General features: G+C 44.8%; 14 protein-coding genes and 1 pseudogene. 11 read left to right on the top strand and 4 right to left on the bottom strand.

Features of this window, described 5'->3' with window-relative positions:
- Positions 1–30 precede the first annotated feature (30 nt).
- The 6 genes from HUN05_15990 (at position 31) to HUN05_15965 (ending at position 6287) form a co-directional block, all read left to right on the top strand.
- Positions 31–1044 carry a transketolase family protein gene (locus tag HUN05_15990; GenBank protein WDP86437.1) on the top strand — a complete coding sequence of 338 codons (1014 nt, stop codon included), beginning with the start codon at positions 31–33 and terminating at the stop codon, positions 1042–1044.
- A 1-nt stretch (position 1045) separates the two neighbouring features.
- Complete coding sequence (locus tag HUN05_15985) at positions 1046–1825, top strand: hypothetical protein (protein WDP88100.1); 780 nt, start codon at positions 1046–1048, stop codon at positions 1823–1825.
- Positions 1826–1873: 48 nt separating this feature from the next.
- The gene (locus HUN05_15980; protein WDP86436.1) at positions 1874–3322 is read left to right on the top strand and encodes a DUF362 domain-containing protein; all 1449 of its coding nucleotides are present in this window, start codon (positions 1874–1876) and stop codon (positions 3320–3322) included.
- Between the two features lie 78 nt (positions 3323–3400).
- Entirely contained in the window at positions 3401–4054 is a 654-nt protein-coding gene (locus HUN05_15975) for a TetR/AcrR family transcriptional regulator (protein WDP86435.1), read from the top strand.
- Between the two features lie 52 nt (positions 4055–4106).
- Complete coding sequence (locus HUN05_15970) at positions 4107–5441, top strand: DUF362 domain-containing protein (GenBank protein ID WDP86434.1); 1335 nt, start codon at positions 4107–4109, stop codon at positions 5439–5441.
- A gap of 318 nt (positions 5442–5759) precedes the next feature.
- Positions 5760–6287, top strand: coding sequence for a hydrogenase-4 component G (locus HUN05_15965; protein ID WDP86433.1), 528 nt, complete (start codon positions 5760–5762; stop codon positions 6285–6287).
- Between the two features lie 113 nt (positions 6288–6400).
- On the opposite strand, the gene mfd is transcribed toward HUN05_15965, so the two are convergent.
- From mfd to HUN05_15950, 3 genes and pseudogenes are all read right to left on the bottom strand, one after another.
- Positions 6401–9877 carry a transcription-repair coupling factor gene (gene mfd, locus HUN05_15960; GenBank protein WDP86432.1) on the bottom strand — a complete coding sequence of 1159 codons (3477 nt, stop codon included), beginning with the start codon at positions 9875–9877 and terminating at the stop codon, positions 6401–6403.
- 165 nt (positions 9878–10042) lie between these two features.
- Positions 10043–10243: pseudogene (locus HUN05_15955) on the bottom strand (hypothetical protein).
- A gap of 22 nt (positions 10244–10265) precedes the next feature.
- On the bottom strand, positions 10266–10835 hold the full coding sequence (locus HUN05_15950; GenBank protein ID WDP86431.1) for a hypothetical protein: 570 nt from the start codon (positions 10833–10835) through the stop codon (positions 10266–10268).
- A 75-nt stretch (positions 10836–10910) separates the two neighbouring features.
- Between HUN05_15950 and HUN05_15945 the strand changes: the two genes are divergently transcribed.
- Entirely contained in the window at positions 10911–11621 is a 711-nt protein-coding gene (locus HUN05_15945; GenBank protein WDP86430.1) for an IS6 family transposase, read from the top strand.
- An 84-nt stretch (positions 11622–11705) separates the two neighbouring features.
- Here HUN05_15945 and HUN05_15940 read toward each other — a convergent pair whose 3' ends face one another.
- Positions 11706–13268 carry a sensor histidine kinase gene (locus tag HUN05_15940; protein WDP86429.1) on the bottom strand — a complete coding sequence of 521 codons (1563 nt, stop codon included), beginning with the start codon at positions 13266–13268 and terminating at the stop codon, positions 11706–11708.
- Positions 13269–13919: 651 nt separating this feature from the next.
- Between HUN05_15940 and HUN05_15935 the strand changes: the two genes are divergently transcribed.
- The 4 genes from HUN05_15935 (at position 13920) to HUN05_15920 (ending at position 17802) form a co-directional block, all read left to right on the top strand.
- On the top strand, positions 13920–14198 hold the full coding sequence (locus tag HUN05_15935) for a hypothetical protein (GenBank protein ID WDP86428.1): 279 nt from the start codon (positions 13920–13922) through the stop codon (positions 14196–14198).
- Between the two features lie 117 nt (positions 14199–14315).
- On the top strand, positions 14316–15530 hold the full coding sequence (locus HUN05_15930; GenBank protein WDP86427.1) for an ISL3 family transposase: 1215 nt from the start codon (positions 14316–14318) through the stop codon (positions 15528–15530).
- 36 nt (positions 15531–15566) lie between these two features.
- On the top strand, positions 15567–17042 hold the full coding sequence (locus HUN05_15925; GenBank protein ID WDP86426.1) for a PAS domain S-box protein: 1476 nt from the start codon (positions 15567–15569) through the stop codon (positions 17040–17042).
- Between the two features lie 49 nt (positions 17043–17091).
- Complete coding sequence (locus HUN05_15920; protein WDP86425.1) at positions 17092–17802, top strand: IS6 family transposase; 711 nt, start codon at positions 17092–17094, stop codon at positions 17800–17802.
- Positions 17803–17843 lie beyond the last annotated feature (41 nt).

The following is a 17843-nucleotide window of genomic DNA, read 5'->3' as shown; positions in this document are numbered from 1 at the left end:
GGTATTAAAGGTATCTATAAGGAGGGCTCCATGAGTGAAGTTACAGGCACCACCTGGACCGTTTATGATGCAAATTCAATGAGCCAGGCTGAAATTTACGGGCATGTCCTGAGTGAGCTGGGGGATAAACATCCTCAGATCATCGGCCTGACCTCAGATCTTGGTAAATCGACCAAGATAGGTCTTTTCGGGGAAAAGTTTCCGGAACGGTTTTTTAATGTCGGCATTGCCGAGCAGAATCTTTTCGGCGTTGCAGCAGGTCTTGCCAAAGCAGGGTTTACCCCCTTTGTATCCACAATGGCCGCCTTTGTTTCCATGCGGGCCTGCGAACAGGTCAGAACCGATATCTGCTATCAGAATTTAAATTGCAAAATCATTGCAACCCATGGTGGTATTTCATTTGGTACGGCGGGAAGCACCCATAATGCCCAGGAAGATATTGCCATCATGAGATCTTTCCCGAACATGACCGTCATTGTTCCGGCTGACGGTATCGAAACCGCCAATGCGGTCAAGGCCTGTATTGATTATCCCGGGCCGGTTTATATCAGGGTAGGAAGAGGGTTTGAGCCGACCTGGTATGCGGATGAAGACTATGGGTTTGAAATCGGAAAGGCTGTAACCATAAGTGACGGCACGAATATAGCGCTCGTTTGTACCGGTATAACGGTTCTTCAGGCAGCAGAAGCAGCAAAGGTGCTTGCCGAAGAAGGCCTTAGTGTCAGGGTTTTGAACGTCCACACCCTCAAGCCGATTGACCAGGAAGCCATCATGAAGGCGGTTGTCGAAACCAGAAGAATTATTACCATTGAAGAGCATAGTATCATTGGCGGTCTGGGGTCTGCTGTTGCAGATATGATTGCTTCAAGCGGCAAGGGATGTGCCTTTGAAAAACTGGGACTTCAGGATGAATTTTCGCTTGTGGGATACCCTGAAGATCTGTATGCCCATTACAAGCTGGATACCAACGGCATTATCGACAAGGTCCGTGACGTCATGGGCCGTGATTTTGAAGAAGATGAAGACTGGGATGATGAGGTATAATATGGCTGACGACAGGATATTGCTCACAACGAGGATCACATTGAATGCCATTTTTTCTGTGATGAAAGTGGTGGTTTCAGATAACTTGAAGATAAAAAAAATATTTAAAGGGATGGATGCAAAAATTCAGTTTGTTGCCGGCAAGGGCAGTGACCAATATGGTGCCGCTCTGGTCTTTACAAAGGGGGAACTTACCATTGAACAGGGTGTCTGGCCTATAGCGGACATCACATTCTCATTTTCAACCCTGGAGAAATTTAATGATTTTTTATGCGGCAAAACCGTTCTTCCAAAAATCAAGGGAATTTTAAAAACAGGGCTTTTAATTAAAGTGGTGAGGCTCCTGCTTGCAATGAAGCTTTTGATGCCAAACGCCAGACCCACAGATCCTGTCCAAAAAAGGCTTAAGACCCGAATGGTCATATATATGATCACAACAGCGCTGAGTCAGTATAATAAAGGCGGGGACTCTGAAATGACGGCATGGACCGGAAAACAGCCGGACAGAATTTATCAAATGTCAGTGGCTGGTGAAGAAGAGATAGCCGGTTATATCAGGATTAAGGCGGGAAAATCAAAAGCAGGCCGGGGGATATACAAAAAACGGCGACCCTTTGTGCATATCAAATTTTCCAGTGTGGATGCGGCACTGCCGGTTCTTTTAAATGATGTAGAATTTGTACAAGCCCTTGCCAAGAACTTTGTTACCGTTGAAGGGTCTCCGGAGTACGCGTCTCAATTAAATGATTTTATGCAGCGGATTCAAGCCCTCCTTGTGTAAAAACCAGGATTATTATTTGTCATTGCACATGAAACAAAGAAGGATCATATGACCACAAAAGTCGTGTTAAGATATCTTGACGGAAAAGATAAGATTACCCTGCTCAATGATGTTTTGGATATTGCGGGGTTGGAAAAGGAGCTTGAACGTGTCAAAAGTGCAAACAAAAAATCCCTTGATGATTTTAATATTGCCATAAAACCCAACGCATCGATGTTTGTCCGAAGGGATGACGACGGTGTCACAACAGATCCCTTGCTGGTGCTCGCCCTTGTGGAATATCTCCACAAAAAAGGATATCCCAATATCAGTGTGGTTGAAAGTTCCAATGCCTATGAACTGACATACACAGAGCGGAATCCCGTTACCGTAATGACTGCCATGGGCCTGAACGGAGGGGTTCACACCTATGTTTCCGGGCGGCCGGAGATGACTGCCCATGTAGCGTCTTGCCAGGGCAGCCTTTTGCCCTACCGGCTGGTTGATCTAGGCGCGGATACCACAAAAATCAGCACCGACCAAATGCCGGATAACGTCCTGAAATTGTCCACAGCCTGGCTGAATGCGGATTTCAGGATAAGCTTTGCCAAATTCAAGACCCATGTTTACGGTGGCTATACCTTTCTTATCAAAAACACCTATGGGTGCCTGCCCGAAGTGAATAAAATGTGGCATTACCACCGGCCGACAGGATGCGCCAGACCAACGATTGTGCAGCTTAAGAAATGTCCTGTTCATTTTGGTATCATCGATGGTGTTATCGCGGCCGACGGATGGATGGGGGTGAAGTGGGATCGTGCCATTCCAAGACGTCCGGGCTTTATCCTTGCCGGAAAAAATATTGGGGAAACAGAGCGTGCCGCCTGTCGTATCATGGGCGTCGATGTAGAACGAAGTCTGATGACAAAAGAGGCTATTGATTTTCTTGCTGAAACCGCAGAATTAGACGGACAGATTCGCCCGTTAAAAAAATGGAGGAATGTTCCCGGATTTATTGTTTCCGGATTTCCGGTTACTGAAAAATATTATCAATATTATCGGTTTCAGCAAACGGTTTCAGATGGTTTCGGGTCTTTTCCGTTTCGAAGAAAACCCATTGGGGTGGTGCTGACCTATATTTTAATTATACCGCTTCTTTTGTATGGCTTTCACCGGCGGCACTGGATGATCCAAAAATGGAAGGATTTTTGTCTTCGCTGGAAGATAAAATCCCGCGGCACGGCCCCTAAAAGGGTGAGAGCCGATCTGGACCGGCTTGATGCACCTGAGCTTGAACTGCTGCTTGAATGTCTCAGCTCGGGATCAGCCGGATCTCCCCAAATTTATGGACACAAGGTATATGCAAACAAAAAATGGTTTTTGCTGCCTGATTCCACGTTCTCAAGGCTGGTTCGGATACCCGAAATCATCGAAGCGTTGAAAACACCCTCTGAGCGATCAGATTGTGCCGGAGAAATTCAGGCACGATTGGATATTTTAAAACAAAAAAAACAATGATACCCTGCACAGGCAAGTATATGGACATCGTATGTATTCCTTATTTTATCAGACCCCTATGAATTGTGGGAGATTCCAATGCCCAGAGCACCCATGGATGAAGCAAAATTTTTTAAAAAAAAAGAACAGATTATTGATATAGCGGCAGAAATTATCATGGAAGACGGATACCAGACCCTTTCCATGCGGAAAATCGGGTCTAAAATCGGAATGACGGCAGCCAATATTTATAATTATTATTCCAACAAGGATGAATTGAATATTGCCATCCGGGCCCGGGCCGGCATGATTCTTTTTGATGCCCTTGAAAACGCCTATCAAAAAGGAGGGGCCATTTCTGAGAAAATTTGTTTTATGATCGAGGCCTATGCCCGTTTCGGCATTGTCAAAGCCAATTATTATTCGATCCTGTTTGACATGCAAACGCCAAAGTTTGCCGATTATGTCGCTTCTCCCCTTGAAAAACTGGCCCTCAAAGAAAAAGAATCCACGGAAAAAAGCCTTGCGCTGCTGCAAAAGTGTATCCGAAATTTACAGGAGGAGGGATATTGCCTGCCTGAAAATACAGATCCTTTTTTGGTCATGATTTGGGGTCAGGTTCACGGTTTAGTCTCACTTTATAACAATAAACTCATATCTGAAATTAACACAACACCGGAGAAAACACTTCAGGAGGCCACAGGCCTCATTCATGAGATATTGTTCCGTTTTATTAAAAAACCTGAGCATTAGAGGGGAAGGCAGCTTCTATCAAGGGTAATCGCAGATTTAGCAAGGATGAAAAATGAAAATTCATGACCCTTCCGAGAACCGCATTCGCTTTGAACGAAAAGTCATCATCAGACGATGTGATACCTATGATAAGGATATGATCCGTAAAATCATCAAACAGGGGATTGATGAACTCAAGCTTATGCCCAGGGGAAAAATACTCATCAAACCCAATATTGTTGCGGCAAACAAGGAATATATTCATCACAGCTTTACCGAACCTGATGTACTTGAAGCCATGGTGGACAGTCTGCGACAGGACTATTGTCAGGAAAAAATCACCATGGGTGAATCCGGGGGCATCGGCATCCCCACGCGGATGTTTTTTGCCGAATCCGGTATCGGCCGGATGAGTAAACACATTGATGTTCCCCTGGTGGACTTTAATGAGGAGCAGGCCCGGGAGATTCCCCTCAAAAAGGCGAAACTCCATAAAACAATGGCGGTTGCCAAGTCCCTGGTTGAAGCTGAATTTAAGATATGGATGCCCAAACTCAAGTTCCATATTGTGACGGAAATCACCAATACCTTAAAGCTCAATATCGGTATACTCAATCACAAAGAGCGTTTTTTGTATCATGATGACAGGCTCCATGAAAAAATTGTCGACATGCTTGAAATCGGGTATCCGGATCTCATCGTCTCGGATGCGGTCATTATCGGCAAGGGATTTGAATCCAGCCCCTATCCCGTGCATCTTGGCGCTATTCTGATCTCAAATGAACCGCTGGCATGCGATATGGTGGCGGCAAGGATACTGGGATATGAGCCCGAGTCGGTTCGTCACCTTGTTGAGGCAAAACAACGGGGGTACGGGTCGCTGAATTTTGATGATATTATTGTAACGGGTGATATCACCATTAAAGAGCTGGCAGACCGTATAAAAGACGTGGAATCACCTTTTCAGGATTTAAGCAGACTCGATACCCCCTTGACCTTTTATGAAGGGATAAACAAAAGTTCGGGAAAGATCTGTTACGGAGGCTGTATCTGCTCAATCAAAGGCGCCCTGGGAACAGCGGAAAAAAAATATCCCGGCACCCTAAAAAAGGCCATAAAAGCCGCTATTGTTATGGGCTTTTATGAGGGTGATGTCATTTGTCCGGAAGGCATTGTTGCGCTGATCGGCACCTGTGCCGGCGTAAGCGGTCGGCTTGAGGCCAAAAAAATTATCAGGATAAAAGGCTGTCCGGTAAAGGTGAAAGACCTCATGCTTTTTCTGCTTTTTCGACTGGGTATCAAAAGTCCGGCATTTGATTTCAGGAATCTGCTGTTGCTGGCTTATCATTCCCTTGTATCCTCTTGGATGAAACTGACAATTCCCTTAAGAAAAAAAGCCCGCCTATAGAATATAAAAAACACAACCCTGGCAGAATCGACGAACAAAATTTTTGTTCAGTACCCCTGGGTTGTTTTAAATAAAACACTTGTGATTGCAATGCCTTGACTGGCGCTTCATATAAAGCAACTCACCGAAGGCTTAAAAAACCCCAGGCCAGTGGGTTGTTACATACATTCCATGCGGGGGTGCCGTGCTAAGACACGGACTTACATCCCAGCAGAAACGACCAGTCATTTTGCTTCAATAGACTATAATGTTTAAGGATTTATCTGATCATCCGATAAGTAAAACTGAGCGCTTCAACATTTAACAGGAGAGTATGCCATGGTTTCTTTTGGGACAAGTTCATCGATTACATCCAGTACTAACTATCATTTATTGCAACCCAGAACCGGGAAAATGAATTCAAAAAATAAAATTTCAGTCAGTTCTCAACTCATTGAATTCACAGACAAAGGTAAGACAAATACGCACCGAAATATTGGTGACCAGAATGCGATTTTCCACTTTAACCGGTTAAGCCCTGAGCAAAAGGCCTCATTGACTTACCAGGATATGCCCATCTCAGATCTATCAACAGACCAGGCCAAAGCACTTCTCCGTGAAGATGGCTATTTTGGGGTGGACAAGACATCCCAGCGGATTATCGACTTTGTTATCACAGGAGCCGGTGATGATCTGGATCGATTAAAGGCAGGTCGAAAAGGTGTTCTCCAAGGGTTTAAGGCCGCAGAAAAAGCATGGGGCGGAAAACTGCCTGACATTTCATACGAGACCCTGGCAAAAAGCCTTGAGACCATTGATGAAAAAATCCAAAAGCTTGGCGGATCAATTCTTGACCTATCTGCTTAAGTGTCTTGACGCTTGACCCAAGAATCCTATGTTTTTTTTAGGGGGGATAAGATTATTGATCTGTTCCATATTTTTACTCAAAATTTTTACTCAAACGCTTTTTTCACCCATCATCAGGCAAGGGCTTTGAGAATTTGCTTGGTTTCCAGCAAGGCCCTTGAAATATGATTGCGCTTTGTGCCCAATTGAATCCGGATACTTGTTTTCTTGACATATTCATAGGTGCATACCCGGGCCAGGCAAGACTCCATTCGGGCCAAAGGCCTTGACATATGCTCAGGTGAAAATTCAAGGGTAAGAACGTTGGCAGAGACATCCAACCGCTTGACCCCGGCCTTTATGGCATAAACCCTGAGCATGATCTTGAGCAGCATATTCTCTGCAGGTTTCGGCAGTTTTCCATACCGATCCACCAATTCTCTTTTCATCTCTGATATGTCGCTCACCCGTGTCAGCCGGGAAAGCCGCCTGTAGAGGGTCAGCCGCTGCTCCACCGATTCAATATAATCATCGGGAAATCCTGAAGACATGCTGGCATTGATCTCAGGGTCCAGAGGGTCCGCACGGTCTTCTCCTTTAAGATCCTTGACCGCATGGTCTAAAAGCCGGAGAAACATATCATAGCCCACGGCTGCAATATGGCCGGACTGAGACGCCCCAAGGGCCGTGCCTGCCCCTCTGATCTGAAGATCTTTCATGGCAATTTGAAACCCTGAGCCCAGGTCCTTGTGCTCCATAAGGGCAGACAGGCGCTTTTTGGCATCCTTGGTCAATTTGGATTCATCTGAAATAAACAAATAGGCATAGGCCTGGTGGTCTCCCCTGCCGATCCTGCCCCGAAGCTGGTATATCTGGGAAAGGCCGAACCGTTCGGCCTTATTGATAATCATGGTATTGGCAGAGGGAATATCCAGACCGGATTCAATAATCGTCGTACAGACCAGAACGTCAATGTCCTTGTTCACAAACTGGATCATCACATTTTCCAGTTCGGCTTCAGACAACCGGCCATGTGCCACGCCCACCCGTGCATGGGGCAGAATTTTTTTGATATTATCCGCGGTTTTAAAAATGGTTTTAATATTGTTGTGAACAAAGAAAATCTGGCCTTTGCGGTCAAGCTCCCTTTGCACAGCATCTTTTACAATGGCGTCTTCATGCTTTGAAATATAAGAAATAATGGGCTGGCGTGCGGCCGGCGCGGTGGTGATCACAGAAATATCCCTCATTCCGGTCAAAGACATGTGCAGGGTTCTGGGAATGGGGGTGGCCGTTAAAGCCAGCACATCCACGGCAGATCTTTTTTTCTTGAGGGTCTCCTTGTGGCGCACACCGAACCGCTGTTCTTCATCAATGACCAACAGGCCCAGGGATTTAAAATCCACATCCTTTTGAAGCAGCCTATGGGTACCAATAACAATATCCACATGGCCTGAAGAGACCCTTTTTAAAATTTTAGCCTGCTCATTTTTACTTCTAAACCGGGACAGGCATTCAATTTCAAAAGGATAGGATTTAAACCGCTCTTTAAAGGTCTTAAGATGCTGTTCTGCCAGGATGGTGGTCGGAACCACCAGCGCCGCCTGTTTGCCGTCATTGACCGCCTTAAAGGTCGCCCGCACGGCAACCTCTGTTTTTCCATATCCCACGTCTCCGCAGACCAGCCGGTCCATGGGGGTGTCCGCCTCCATGTCAAGGTGGACATCATCAATGGCACGAAGCTGGTCCCTTGTCTCTTCATAGGGAAAAGAGGCTTCAAAATCATTGTAATAATTATCCGGCCGGCTAAAGGAAAATCCCTTGTTCACCCGTCGTTTGGCATAAAGATCTAAAAGGTCCGCCGCCATTTTCTCCACCTCGGCCTTGGCTTTGGCCTTGGATTTAATCCAGGATTTGGACCCGATCTTGTCCAAAACCGGAGTATACCCGTCCACGCCCACATACTTGCCGATCATTTCCATTCGGTCTACGGGCAGGTACAGCTTGTCTTCGTCCTGGTATACAATGAGGATAAAATCCTGGGAGATCCCGGACAGGGTTAAACTGTGCAGCCCCTGATACTGCCCCACCCCATGCTCAATATGGACCACAATATCCCCGTTTTTTAACTCTTCAGGGGCAATAAATTCGGTTTTAAGATTCCGGTGGGAGGTCTGTCTGCGCCGGATCCTTTTTTTGCCGAAGATCTCATTTTCCGTCACCAGGCAAAAGGGCTCAAATTCAGGCACAAACCCTGAACTTAAATTGCCCAGGGTATAATAAACTCCTGCTTTATTTGATGGCAGCGTTGAAAAATTTTTACATTCCACCGGGGTGATCCCATAGGGGGCAAGCAGGGAAACAAGCCGTTTTGCCTGGGAGTCCTGGCTGACCACGCAGAGTACATTTTTTTGTTGGCCACACCTGTCCTCAACCCAGGAGACCAGCGGAGTGATCGGAGAATCCTGTTTTGCCTGGTGTTTAATCTGGTCGCTCAATGCCCGGTTGTCTGAATAGGAAAAATGAAGCACTTGGGACTTAGATCGGTCTGTTTCAAGCAAAATTTGCTTAAACGATATGGATTGATAGGACAACACCTTTTCTTGGACCCGTGCCCAGGGCAGATAAATGGATTCAGGTGCAACGCAAAGTCTTTTTTCACTCGTCACTGTATCAAAATTATGGCGGGCATGGGCTTCAAAATCCATGGCCTTGCTGGATAGCATTTCAGGATCATCCATAAGAAATACGCCATTGTCCGGCAGATAATCAAACAAGGTGTCCAGACGTTCATAGACAATGGAAAGCATGCTCTCTATACCGGGAAACCTTCCGGATTCCCGTGTTTGTGTCACATAATCCCTGACCAGGTCCGCTTCCAGTCCTGCCAGGGAGCCGGCCTGGCGAAGCCGGGCCAGAACGTGGGGAAGGCTCTCTTTGGAAATGACTGCCTCGGTGGCCGGAACAATGATAGTCTCAGACAATTCTTTGGTTCCCCGCTGGGAATAGGGGGAAAAATACCGTATGGACTCGACAAGGTCGCCAAAGAATTCAACCCGCACCGGTTTTTCTTCCCCTGGAGAAAAGACATCTAAAATTCCGCCCCGGACGGCATATTCCCCCGGATCTTCCACCAGGGTGGCCCGTGTATAACCTCCGGCTTCAAGATTGTCCACCAAAGCGTCCCGGTCCAGCTCTTCATTGACCATAATAAGTTCACAACAATCCTGAAGCTTCTGCCTTGGCAAAAGATTTTGAAGCAGGGTATCCACATAGGTGATCAGAATAAATTTTTCTTTGCCTGCCTCCATGATCTTAGACAGTGCCGCAAGCCTGGAGGTAGAGGTTTCCCTGTGATAGGACAGGGATTTAAACGGCAAAATATTGTATCCGGGAAAATAGATGACACGGTCCAGGTCTTGGGGCATAAAAAAAGCCAGATCATCCAAAAAGCCAAGGGCCTGTTTCTGATCGGGCAGAACCACGGTCATGGAACGGTCAAATGAAGAAAACATCCGGGCGGTAAGCCATGCTTTATGGGATCCGTCTCCGGGCATGGTCACAATACTGCGGCGGCTTTTCACTAGGGGCTGAATAATGGAATCAATCATCTGTGTCCAGGGGTTACTGAGATTTTCTTTAAATTACCACCCTGGTAGTAAAGCAAGTTTACCAAAGAAGCAAGCGATAATTTATGGTTTGGGCCAAAACTTAGGCCTTTGCGCTCACCCCCCAATGGCCCCAAAGGGTGCAAAATTCACAAAACGCTCTTAAACTCATGTCTCTTTGAACTTATTGGCAAGATCATTGTCAATCACATAGATACATACCTCATTGGCCCCCTGCTGGGTATAACCAAACTTCTTTGACAGATTATCCATAAGAAATTTAACATCCCGTTTAATCCGCTTGTCATGGGATTTAAAATTTTCCGTGTCAAAATCTTTGATGGCATTTCTGAAATTTTCATTCTCAATGGGCGCATTCCCATTTTCCCGGTTATACCGCTGGCACTGGATTGTGCATGTTTGCCATCTGCTTCAGGCAGTTCCAACGCCCTGCTTTATAAAATGATCGCAGCATAATCATTTTTTCTGCATTCTCCCGATACCAAAAGATGCATGGACCTTTAAGACGTAAATTCACAACTCTCCGAATCGAACTTTCAATAGCACCGCTGTCAATAGGTAAGTTCAACGCTTTTACAGTTGAGAAATTAAGCCTCAGTTCATTGCGCACAAAATAATCCCGTTCCGTCTTGATAGCCTTACTGTTTCTGCCTCTACAAAGCTTCTGGACGGCCTGTACCACCTCAATCGCCTTTCCCTTCAGCAGAAGACCTCGCTGCTTCGATACCCAGCGTTTGCGTTCCTTGGATGACCAGGTCTTCCTTAAGCCTGCTACTGTACCCAGATGCTCAACTGCATGGTAGAAATCGAGAAGTTCATACACACGCTCAGGAGCCAAACCCAATGCTTTTAGCAGTCCGGGGATTCGATTCCAAATCCAATGTGCCCCATCTGCAACAAACAGTATTTTGTCTGAGTTCTGAATATGAAGGGAGTTCAAATGGTTCTGTTGCAAAAAATTATTAATGTCTGATACAAGTCCGTTTTGGCACTAATTTATTTGCAGAGAGATAGTATGAAAAATGAAAACCCTTTCAAGTGGCGTCATTATGAAAAAGAAATCATCCTGTTGAATGTTCGCTGGTATCTGAGATATCAACTGAGTTACAGGAATCTGGAAGAGATGATGCAAGAACGGAGCTTGTCTGTGGATCACAGTACCATTTACCGATGGGTTCAGCGCTATGCTCCTGAAATGGAAAAGCGAAGCAGGAAGTATCTGCGGCAATCAAATGATTCTTACCGTATTGATGAAACATATATCAAGGTGCGGGGGAAAATGAAGTATCTTTACCGAGCGGTCGATTCCCGTGGAAATACCATCGATTTTCTTCTTCGCAGCAGACGTAATATGGAATCTGCCAAACGATTTTTTAAAAAGATGCTGCGAGCTTCCAATAGCTCCAGACCTCGGGTTCTGAGTGTTGACGGAAATCCTGCATATCCTCCGGCAGTAAAGGCTTTGAAAGAAAAAAAGCTTCTGAATAAGGACTGTATCCTAAGACAGAATAAATATCTGAACAATATTATTGAGCAAGACCACCGGTTTATCAAAAAGCTTGTCAGAGCTGGTATGGGGTTCAAGACATTTCATTCTGCCTGGCGGACGCTAAAAGGCTATGAAATTATGAACATGATCAGAAAAGGACAAGTTAAAAATATCAGGAAGGGAGAAATTTTAAAGCAGAAAGAATTCGTCGAAAATCTGTTTTCTTATGCTGCGTAAATTTTACGCCTGAACGATCTCTTTGTCCTGGAAATATTTTTTGCAACAGAACCTCCTCAACCACCAGTACGCGAATCGGGTTCATCAAGACTCCTTTACCTGTTTGGGAAGACTTAAGGTAAACAGGGCACCGCCCAGTTCCCCTGTAGAAACAATGACCTGACCGTTCAGGTCCGTTACATATTGATCCACCAAAAAAAGACCGACCCCGTGGATATTGTCCAGCCCCTTGATCGATTGTTTGGTGGAATACCCCTTGGAAAAAATCCGGTCCTGACAGTCCAGGCAAATACCCGGTCCTGAATCTTCTATTTCAAAAATCAAATCATGGCCGTAGTCTGTCATAAAAAGCCTGATGCAAGGAGACTGGCCATTTGATCTGGCGGGCGATTTAAGGGCCGCTTCCAGAGCGTTGTCCAAAAGGTTGCCTAAAATGGTCACAAGCTTGTCAAAATCATAATCATCCGGAATCTTTTCCATGGTGGAATCTGGATTAAAATCAAAGGTCACCTTCATTTCCAGGGCCCGGTTATACTTGCCCATGATAATGGCGGCAAGGGCAGGATGGGGCACGGCACGGGCCAGCATCCCAATCAAATTCTGGAGCCCTGAGGACTCCCGGGTCACAAGTTCAATGGCCTCCTGGTAAGATTTCATCTGTAACAGCCCTGCCAGGGTATGCAGCTTGTTTGAATATTCATGGGCCTGGACCCTGAGCATTTCTGAAAACTCAAGGGTGTGGCGCAATTTTTTCCTGAGCCTGTAAAAATCTTCCAAGGGGCTGAAACTTGCCACAAGTCCCTGAACCTTTTCTGAATACTCAATGGGAAAAGCCGTGAACAACACAGGCTTCCCATCCACTGTAAACTCATGGGGGACAATTCTTTTTCGGCCCTTTAAAAGGCTTAAAAAATCACTGTGGACAAAAACTTCATCTATGGATTTACCAATCAGACTCTCCTGGTTTTCAAACCTGCAAAAATCAATTGCCGCCTGGTTGATCAGCCGAATTTCCCCCTTTCCCCCCACGGCAATGATGCCGTTCTGGATGGATTCAAAGATGGCCTGACGATCCAGATACAAAGAAGAAATTTGCCTGGGCTCAAGGCCAAGGGTCTGCTTTTTCACATACCTGGCAATGCCGCTGGCCCCTAAAAGCACCACTACAAAGAGCATAAAAACCAGGGTGGCAGGCTCTCTTTGGTAACCTTGAATGGTCCCGACAACCTGGGTTTGAAGATATCCCACAGATACAAATCCAATCACCTTGCCCTGGAAATTAAAGACAGGAACAAGACTGCGAAGGGATAGTCCCAATGTGCCGGTGGCCTCTGAAACATAGGCTTTGCCCAGAGTCAGGGCATCGACTTCATCCGAACCGACAAACCTTTGACCAATTTTTTCAGGGTCGGGATGGGAATACCGAAAACTGTTTTTATCGGCAATAACAACAAACTGGGCCCCGGTTTTCAGCCTCACCTGTTCGGCCAATTCCTGAAGTCTTTTTTCAGGATCCGTCCCCTGAGTCAGCACCTGTTGGACCACAGGCATCTGTGCCAGGCAATGACCGATATCCAGGGCGCGTTTGCTGATCTGACTTTTGGAAATATCTGCGATAAACGAGGCAAAAATAGCCAGGCTAACCATAAGGCCTCCAAAGACCACTAGAAAAACCAAAATCAGCATCTGGCCATAGAGGGATGCCGGATAACAATGAAAAAATATCCGCCTTGCCCGTCGCAATATGGTGCGGGGTATGTTTCCGGAATTGAGCGTCATAAAATTGTCCAGTATACTCTTATTTCATATCTCGTGGTTGATAAGGGGGTTCTCCTCTTGGGCAGCAATATACCACAGGCCAATCTTATTTTCGATATCAGATAAAAGAACCTGTACCATGAATATTTTTCATTTTGTCCTTGCCGGGGCAGATCCGAAATGAGATGGATCATTAGAACCCCCAAAACAAGCAAAAATTATCCTAAATCTTTTGTAAATTAGTAAATTTCTCTATATTATCTCTAATTAGGGTTTTACAACACGGGAATCACCAAATTCAGGAATCTAAAAAAAATTAATACCTTTATCCATAATAATGGTGGACTGAAATCTTTCCGGTCTTTCCAAAGATCTTTAATCCGCATAATCGCCTGGCCATACTCATCCGATCAGGACAGCCTTTATCGATGGCGGGCATATGTTTTATCTTCAATCTTAGTTGCCGCTCTGGTATTCGGATCCATAGATCTAATCCCATCAGGTGTTTTAATTTTCAAAGAAAATGCCTGGGGCCTGGCCATGATTGATTTAACAGGACTTATCCTCTGTCTTGTCTTTTTGTTTGTACACAAAATCCGATTTGAGATCAGGGCGTCTGCCACCCTTTTAGCCTTCTATGTAATCGGGGTGAGCGTCATCCTGTCTGACGGCCCCCTGAGCGGGGGACCTGCCTGGTTGTTTGCGTTTGCCGTTCTTGCCGGTATTCTCATGGGAAACCATGCCGCCATTGTGGCCATTACATTAAATGCCGTTACCCTTTTAATTATGGTTCATCAGAAAATCGCGTACCTGGACTGAGAAACATCACTGGGAAGGCAATAACACAGTAAGGATTTTTATGCTTGAAATGATGGTGTGAACATGATCATGTTCTAATTTTTTTGTGTTATTCGCACAAAATCGGAGAATGAATTAATGTCCACAAGCTTCATATACCATGCCTTTGGCCTTCGTGACTACTTTTATAAAACAACGCGTTTCATCGGTGGAATAATCACTTTTGAACTCATACCAAAACCGGAGGCGGTAAAATGCCCGGAATGTAATTCCAGGTCCGTCACCAGGAAAGGGATTGTGACAAGAGATCTCAGAACAATACCGGTAGGTTCAAAACCCGTGATTCTCAGGACGGCTATCCAGAGAATTTGGTGTTCGTTCTGTCAATTTGTCCGGCAAATCAAACTATCCTTTGCCCAGGAGGGGAAAAGCTATACCCGGGCTTTTGAACGGTATGTCTTGGAGTTGTCTCAGTTCATGACAATCAAAGATATTGCCATCCATTTAAGGATCAGCTGGGATACGATAAAGCAGATCCAGAAAGAAGACCTGCTGAGGCGTTATCGAAATATCCCCCTTGAGAAAGTCCGGCAGATTGCCATAGATGAAATTTCCATAGGGAAAGGGCATAAATACTTGACCATCGTGATGGATCTGGAATCCGGTAGAATTCTGCACGTGGGAGAAGGAAAAGGTGGTGAAGCTTTGAAATCTTTTTGGACAAAAGTGAAAATATCGAAAGCAAAAATCAAAGCCGTCAGCATCGATATGTCCCCGGCATACTTGAGTGCTGTTATTGAAAATCTTTCTGGTTCAGCAATTGTCTTTGACAGATTTCATGTTGTTAAATTGTTCAATGAGAAACTGTCGGATTTCAGGCGAAAGCTCTACAACCTTCTTGCCAATACCGGGCAACAAAAACTTCTGAAGGGAGTCCGGTGGCTTTTGTTAAAAAATCCCGAAAACCTCAGTGATGACAAGAAGGAGGCCCAACGGTTAGAAGAAGCATTGAAAATAAATCAGCCGCTATTGGTAGTCTACTACATGAAAGAGGAACTCAGGCAAATATGGAATCAAAAGAAAAAAGAAACAGCTGAAAAGATAGTCAGCAATTGGATCAATCTGGCCAATATTTCCAAAATTCCAATGTTGATGAAATTTGCCAAGACCTTGGCTGTGCACAGGCAAAGAATCCTTTCATACTATGATTACAGGATATCTACAGGTCCTTTAGAAGGGACAAATAACAAGATAAAAACCATGAAACGGAAAGCTTATGGATACAGGGATTCGGAGTTTTTCAGGTTGAAACTTTTGGACCTTCACAATAAAAGGTACGCATTAATCGGATGAACCTTAATTATTGGGCTGCTCGTTTCCACAAAAAAAATGGGAATTGATTTTCCATTTTTTAAATCCCCCCAGACGATGATCTCAACAGGGTTTAATTTCATCGTACTCAATGCCATCACCTCATTTTCCGTGGCGGCTTTGCTAAAGGGTCTGAATTCAAATGAAAAACGATATCGTTTAATGGCGGACAATGTTGCAGATGTGATCTGGACAACGGACATGAATCTCAACTTCACCTATATCAGTCCTTCAATCCTCCAGGTACAAGGATACACCCCCCAGGAATTCATGAAAAAATCCATAGAGCAGACCCTGCTCCCCGAATCTTTTGACATGGCCATAAGCCTGTATAAAAGCAAACTCAAACAAGTTGAGGCAAAAGATAAGGCTGCATGGGATCCGGTTAGTTTTGAAGCTGAACAATACTGCAAGGACGGCACAATTATCTGGACAAGCATTCATGCAAGAATAATCCTGGGTCCTGACAATACCCCGGAAAGCATTCTGGGCATCACCCGGGATATCTGTGAACAAAAAAAGAATGAGAAAGAAAAAATCAATGCCCAGATCATTGCAGGAGAGCACAAAAAACTGGCCTTGGTCGGACAGATTGCAGGAAAAATGGCCCATGATTTTAACAATGTTTTGGGCATTATCATGGGCCATGCGGAACTTGCCCTGATAAACACTCATGATCCTGAGATTAGAAAGACCCTGGACCTGATATTCAACCAGACCCTGAGGGGAAAAAATCTAACCAAAAACTTGATTACATTTGCAAAAAGCACGGAGCCCAGGCAGGAATCCTTTTTGATCAATGAAAAAATCGATTTTGTTATCAACCTTGTAAAAAATGATTTGGACACAATTGAGGTCATCAAAAAGGACCTGGTGCCATTAGAGATCATTGCCGACCCCGGAATGATCGAACATGCCCTTGTCAATCTGTTTCAAAATTCCATACATGCCTTAAGCCTTTCTCAAGCCCCCCAAATTATCATCCGGGCATATGCCGTGAATGACAATATCGTTTTTGAAATCCAGGATAATGGATGCGGCATACCCGAGGAGCACCTTGACAATATCTATGAACCCTCGTTTACCTTAAAAGGCAGCCGGGATGAAAAAGGGGCATACGAACCGGGTATAAAGGGAACAGGATATGGAATGGCCAATGTTAAAAAATATGTTGAACTTCATAAGGGCCGTATTTCAGTTACCTCCCAGGCAGGCCACGGCACCAGAGTCCGTATCTGCCTGCCCATCATCAGAAAACAATTAACCTCAAAAGAAGAACAAAAAATAAGAGACACCACCCGGCATTATAACAAACAGATTCTTTTGGTTGAAGATGAACCTGCCATCGCAGACATTCAATTTAACGTTTTAACCCATCCCCCCTGCTCCCATGCCGTTGATGTCGCGTCCAACGGGCAGGCGGCAATAGATCTGTTTGAAACAAACCATTACGATTTAATCAGTTTAGACGGTTCTGTTGCAAAAAATTATTAATGTCTGATACAAGTCCGTTTTGGCACTAATTTATTTGCAGAGAGATAGTATGAAAAATGAAAACCCTTTCAAGTGGCGTCATTATGAAAAAGAAATCATCCTGTTGAATGTTCGCTGGTATCTGAGATATCAACTGAGTTACAGGAATCTGGAAGAGATGATGCAAGAACGGAGCTTGTCTGTGGATCACAGTACCATTTACCGATGGGTTCAGCGCTATGCTCCTGAAATGGAAAAGCGAAGCAGGAAGTATCTGCGGCAATCAAATGATTCTTACCGTATTGATGAAACATATATCAAGGTGCGGGGGAAAATGAAGTATCTTTACCGAGCGGTCGATTCCCGTGGAAATACCATCGATTTTCTTCTTCGCAGCAGACGTAATATGGAATCTGCCAAACGATTTTTTAAAAAGATGCTGCGAGCTTCCAATAGCTCCAGACCTCGGGTTCTGAGTGTTGACGGAAATCCTGCATATCCTCCGGCAGTAAAGGCTTTGAAAGAAAAAAAGCTTCTGAATAAGGACTGTATCCTAAGACAGAATAAATATCTGAACAATATTATTGAGCAAGACCACCGGTTTATCAAAAAGCTTGTCAGAGCTGGTATGGGGTTCAAGACATTTCATTCTGCCTGGCGGACGCTAAAAGGCTATGAAATTATGAACATGATCAGAAAAGGACAAGTTAAAAATATCAGGAAGGGAGAAATTTTAAAGCAGAAAGAATTCGTCGAAAATCTGTTTTCTTATGCTGCGTAAATTTTACGCCTGAACGATCTCTTTGTCCTGGAAATATTTTT

Origin of the sequence: Desulfobacter sp. (assembly GCA_028768545.1) — a bacterium.
Lineage (GTDB): Bacteria > Desulfobacterota > Desulfobacteria > Desulfobacterales > Desulfobacteraceae > Desulfobacter.
The sequence above is the reverse complement of the archived record's forward strand: the minus strand, read 5'-3'. Positions and strand labels throughout refer to the sequence as shown.

Coding starts and splice junctions, on each gene's coding strand:
- HUN05_15945 (WDP86430.1), top strand. CDS start 10,911: ATGAAAAATGAAAACCCTTTCAAGTGGCGTCATTATGAAAAAGAAATC.
- HUN05_15970 (WDP86434.1), top strand. CDS start 4,107: ATGAAAATTCATGACCCTTCCGAGAACCGCATTCGCTTTGAACGAAAA.
- mfd (WDP86432.1), bottom strand. CDS start 9,877: ATGATTGATTCCATTATTCAGCCCCTAGTGAAAAGCCGCCGCAGTATT.
- HUN05_15935 (WDP86428.1), top strand. CDS start 13,920: ATGATTGATTTAACAGGACTTATCCTCTGTCTTGTCTTTTTGTTTGTA.
- HUN05_15985 (WDP88100.1), top strand. CDS start 1,046: ATGGCTGACGACAGGATATTGCTCACAACGAGGATCACATTGAATGCC.
- HUN05_15920 (WDP86425.1), top strand. CDS start 17,092: ATGAAAAATGAAAACCCTTTCAAGTGGCGTCATTATGAAAAAGAAATC.
- HUN05_15980 (WDP86436.1), top strand. CDS start 1,874: ATGACCACAAAAGTCGTGTTAAGATATCTTGACGGAAAAGATAAGATT.
- HUN05_15925 (WDP86426.1), top strand. CDS start 15,567: ATGGGAATTGATTTTCCATTTTTTAAATCCCCCCAGACGATGATCTCA.
- HUN05_15940 (WDP86429.1), bottom strand. CDS start 13,268: ATGGTTAGCCTGGCTATTTTTGCCTCGTTTATCGCAGATATTTCCAAA.
- HUN05_15990 (WDP86437.1), top strand. CDS start 31: ATGAGTGAAGTTACAGGCACCACCTGGACCGTTTATGATGCAAATTCA.
- HUN05_15975 (WDP86435.1), top strand. CDS start 3,401: ATGCCCAGAGCACCCATGGATGAAGCAAAATTTTTTAAAAAAAAAGAA.
- HUN05_15930 (WDP86427.1), top strand. CDS start 14,316: ATGTCCACAAGCTTCATATACCATGCCTTTGGCCTTCGTGACTACTTT.
- HUN05_15965 (WDP86433.1), top strand. CDS start 5,760: ATGGTTTCTTTTGGGACAAGTTCATCGATTACATCCAGTACTAACTAT.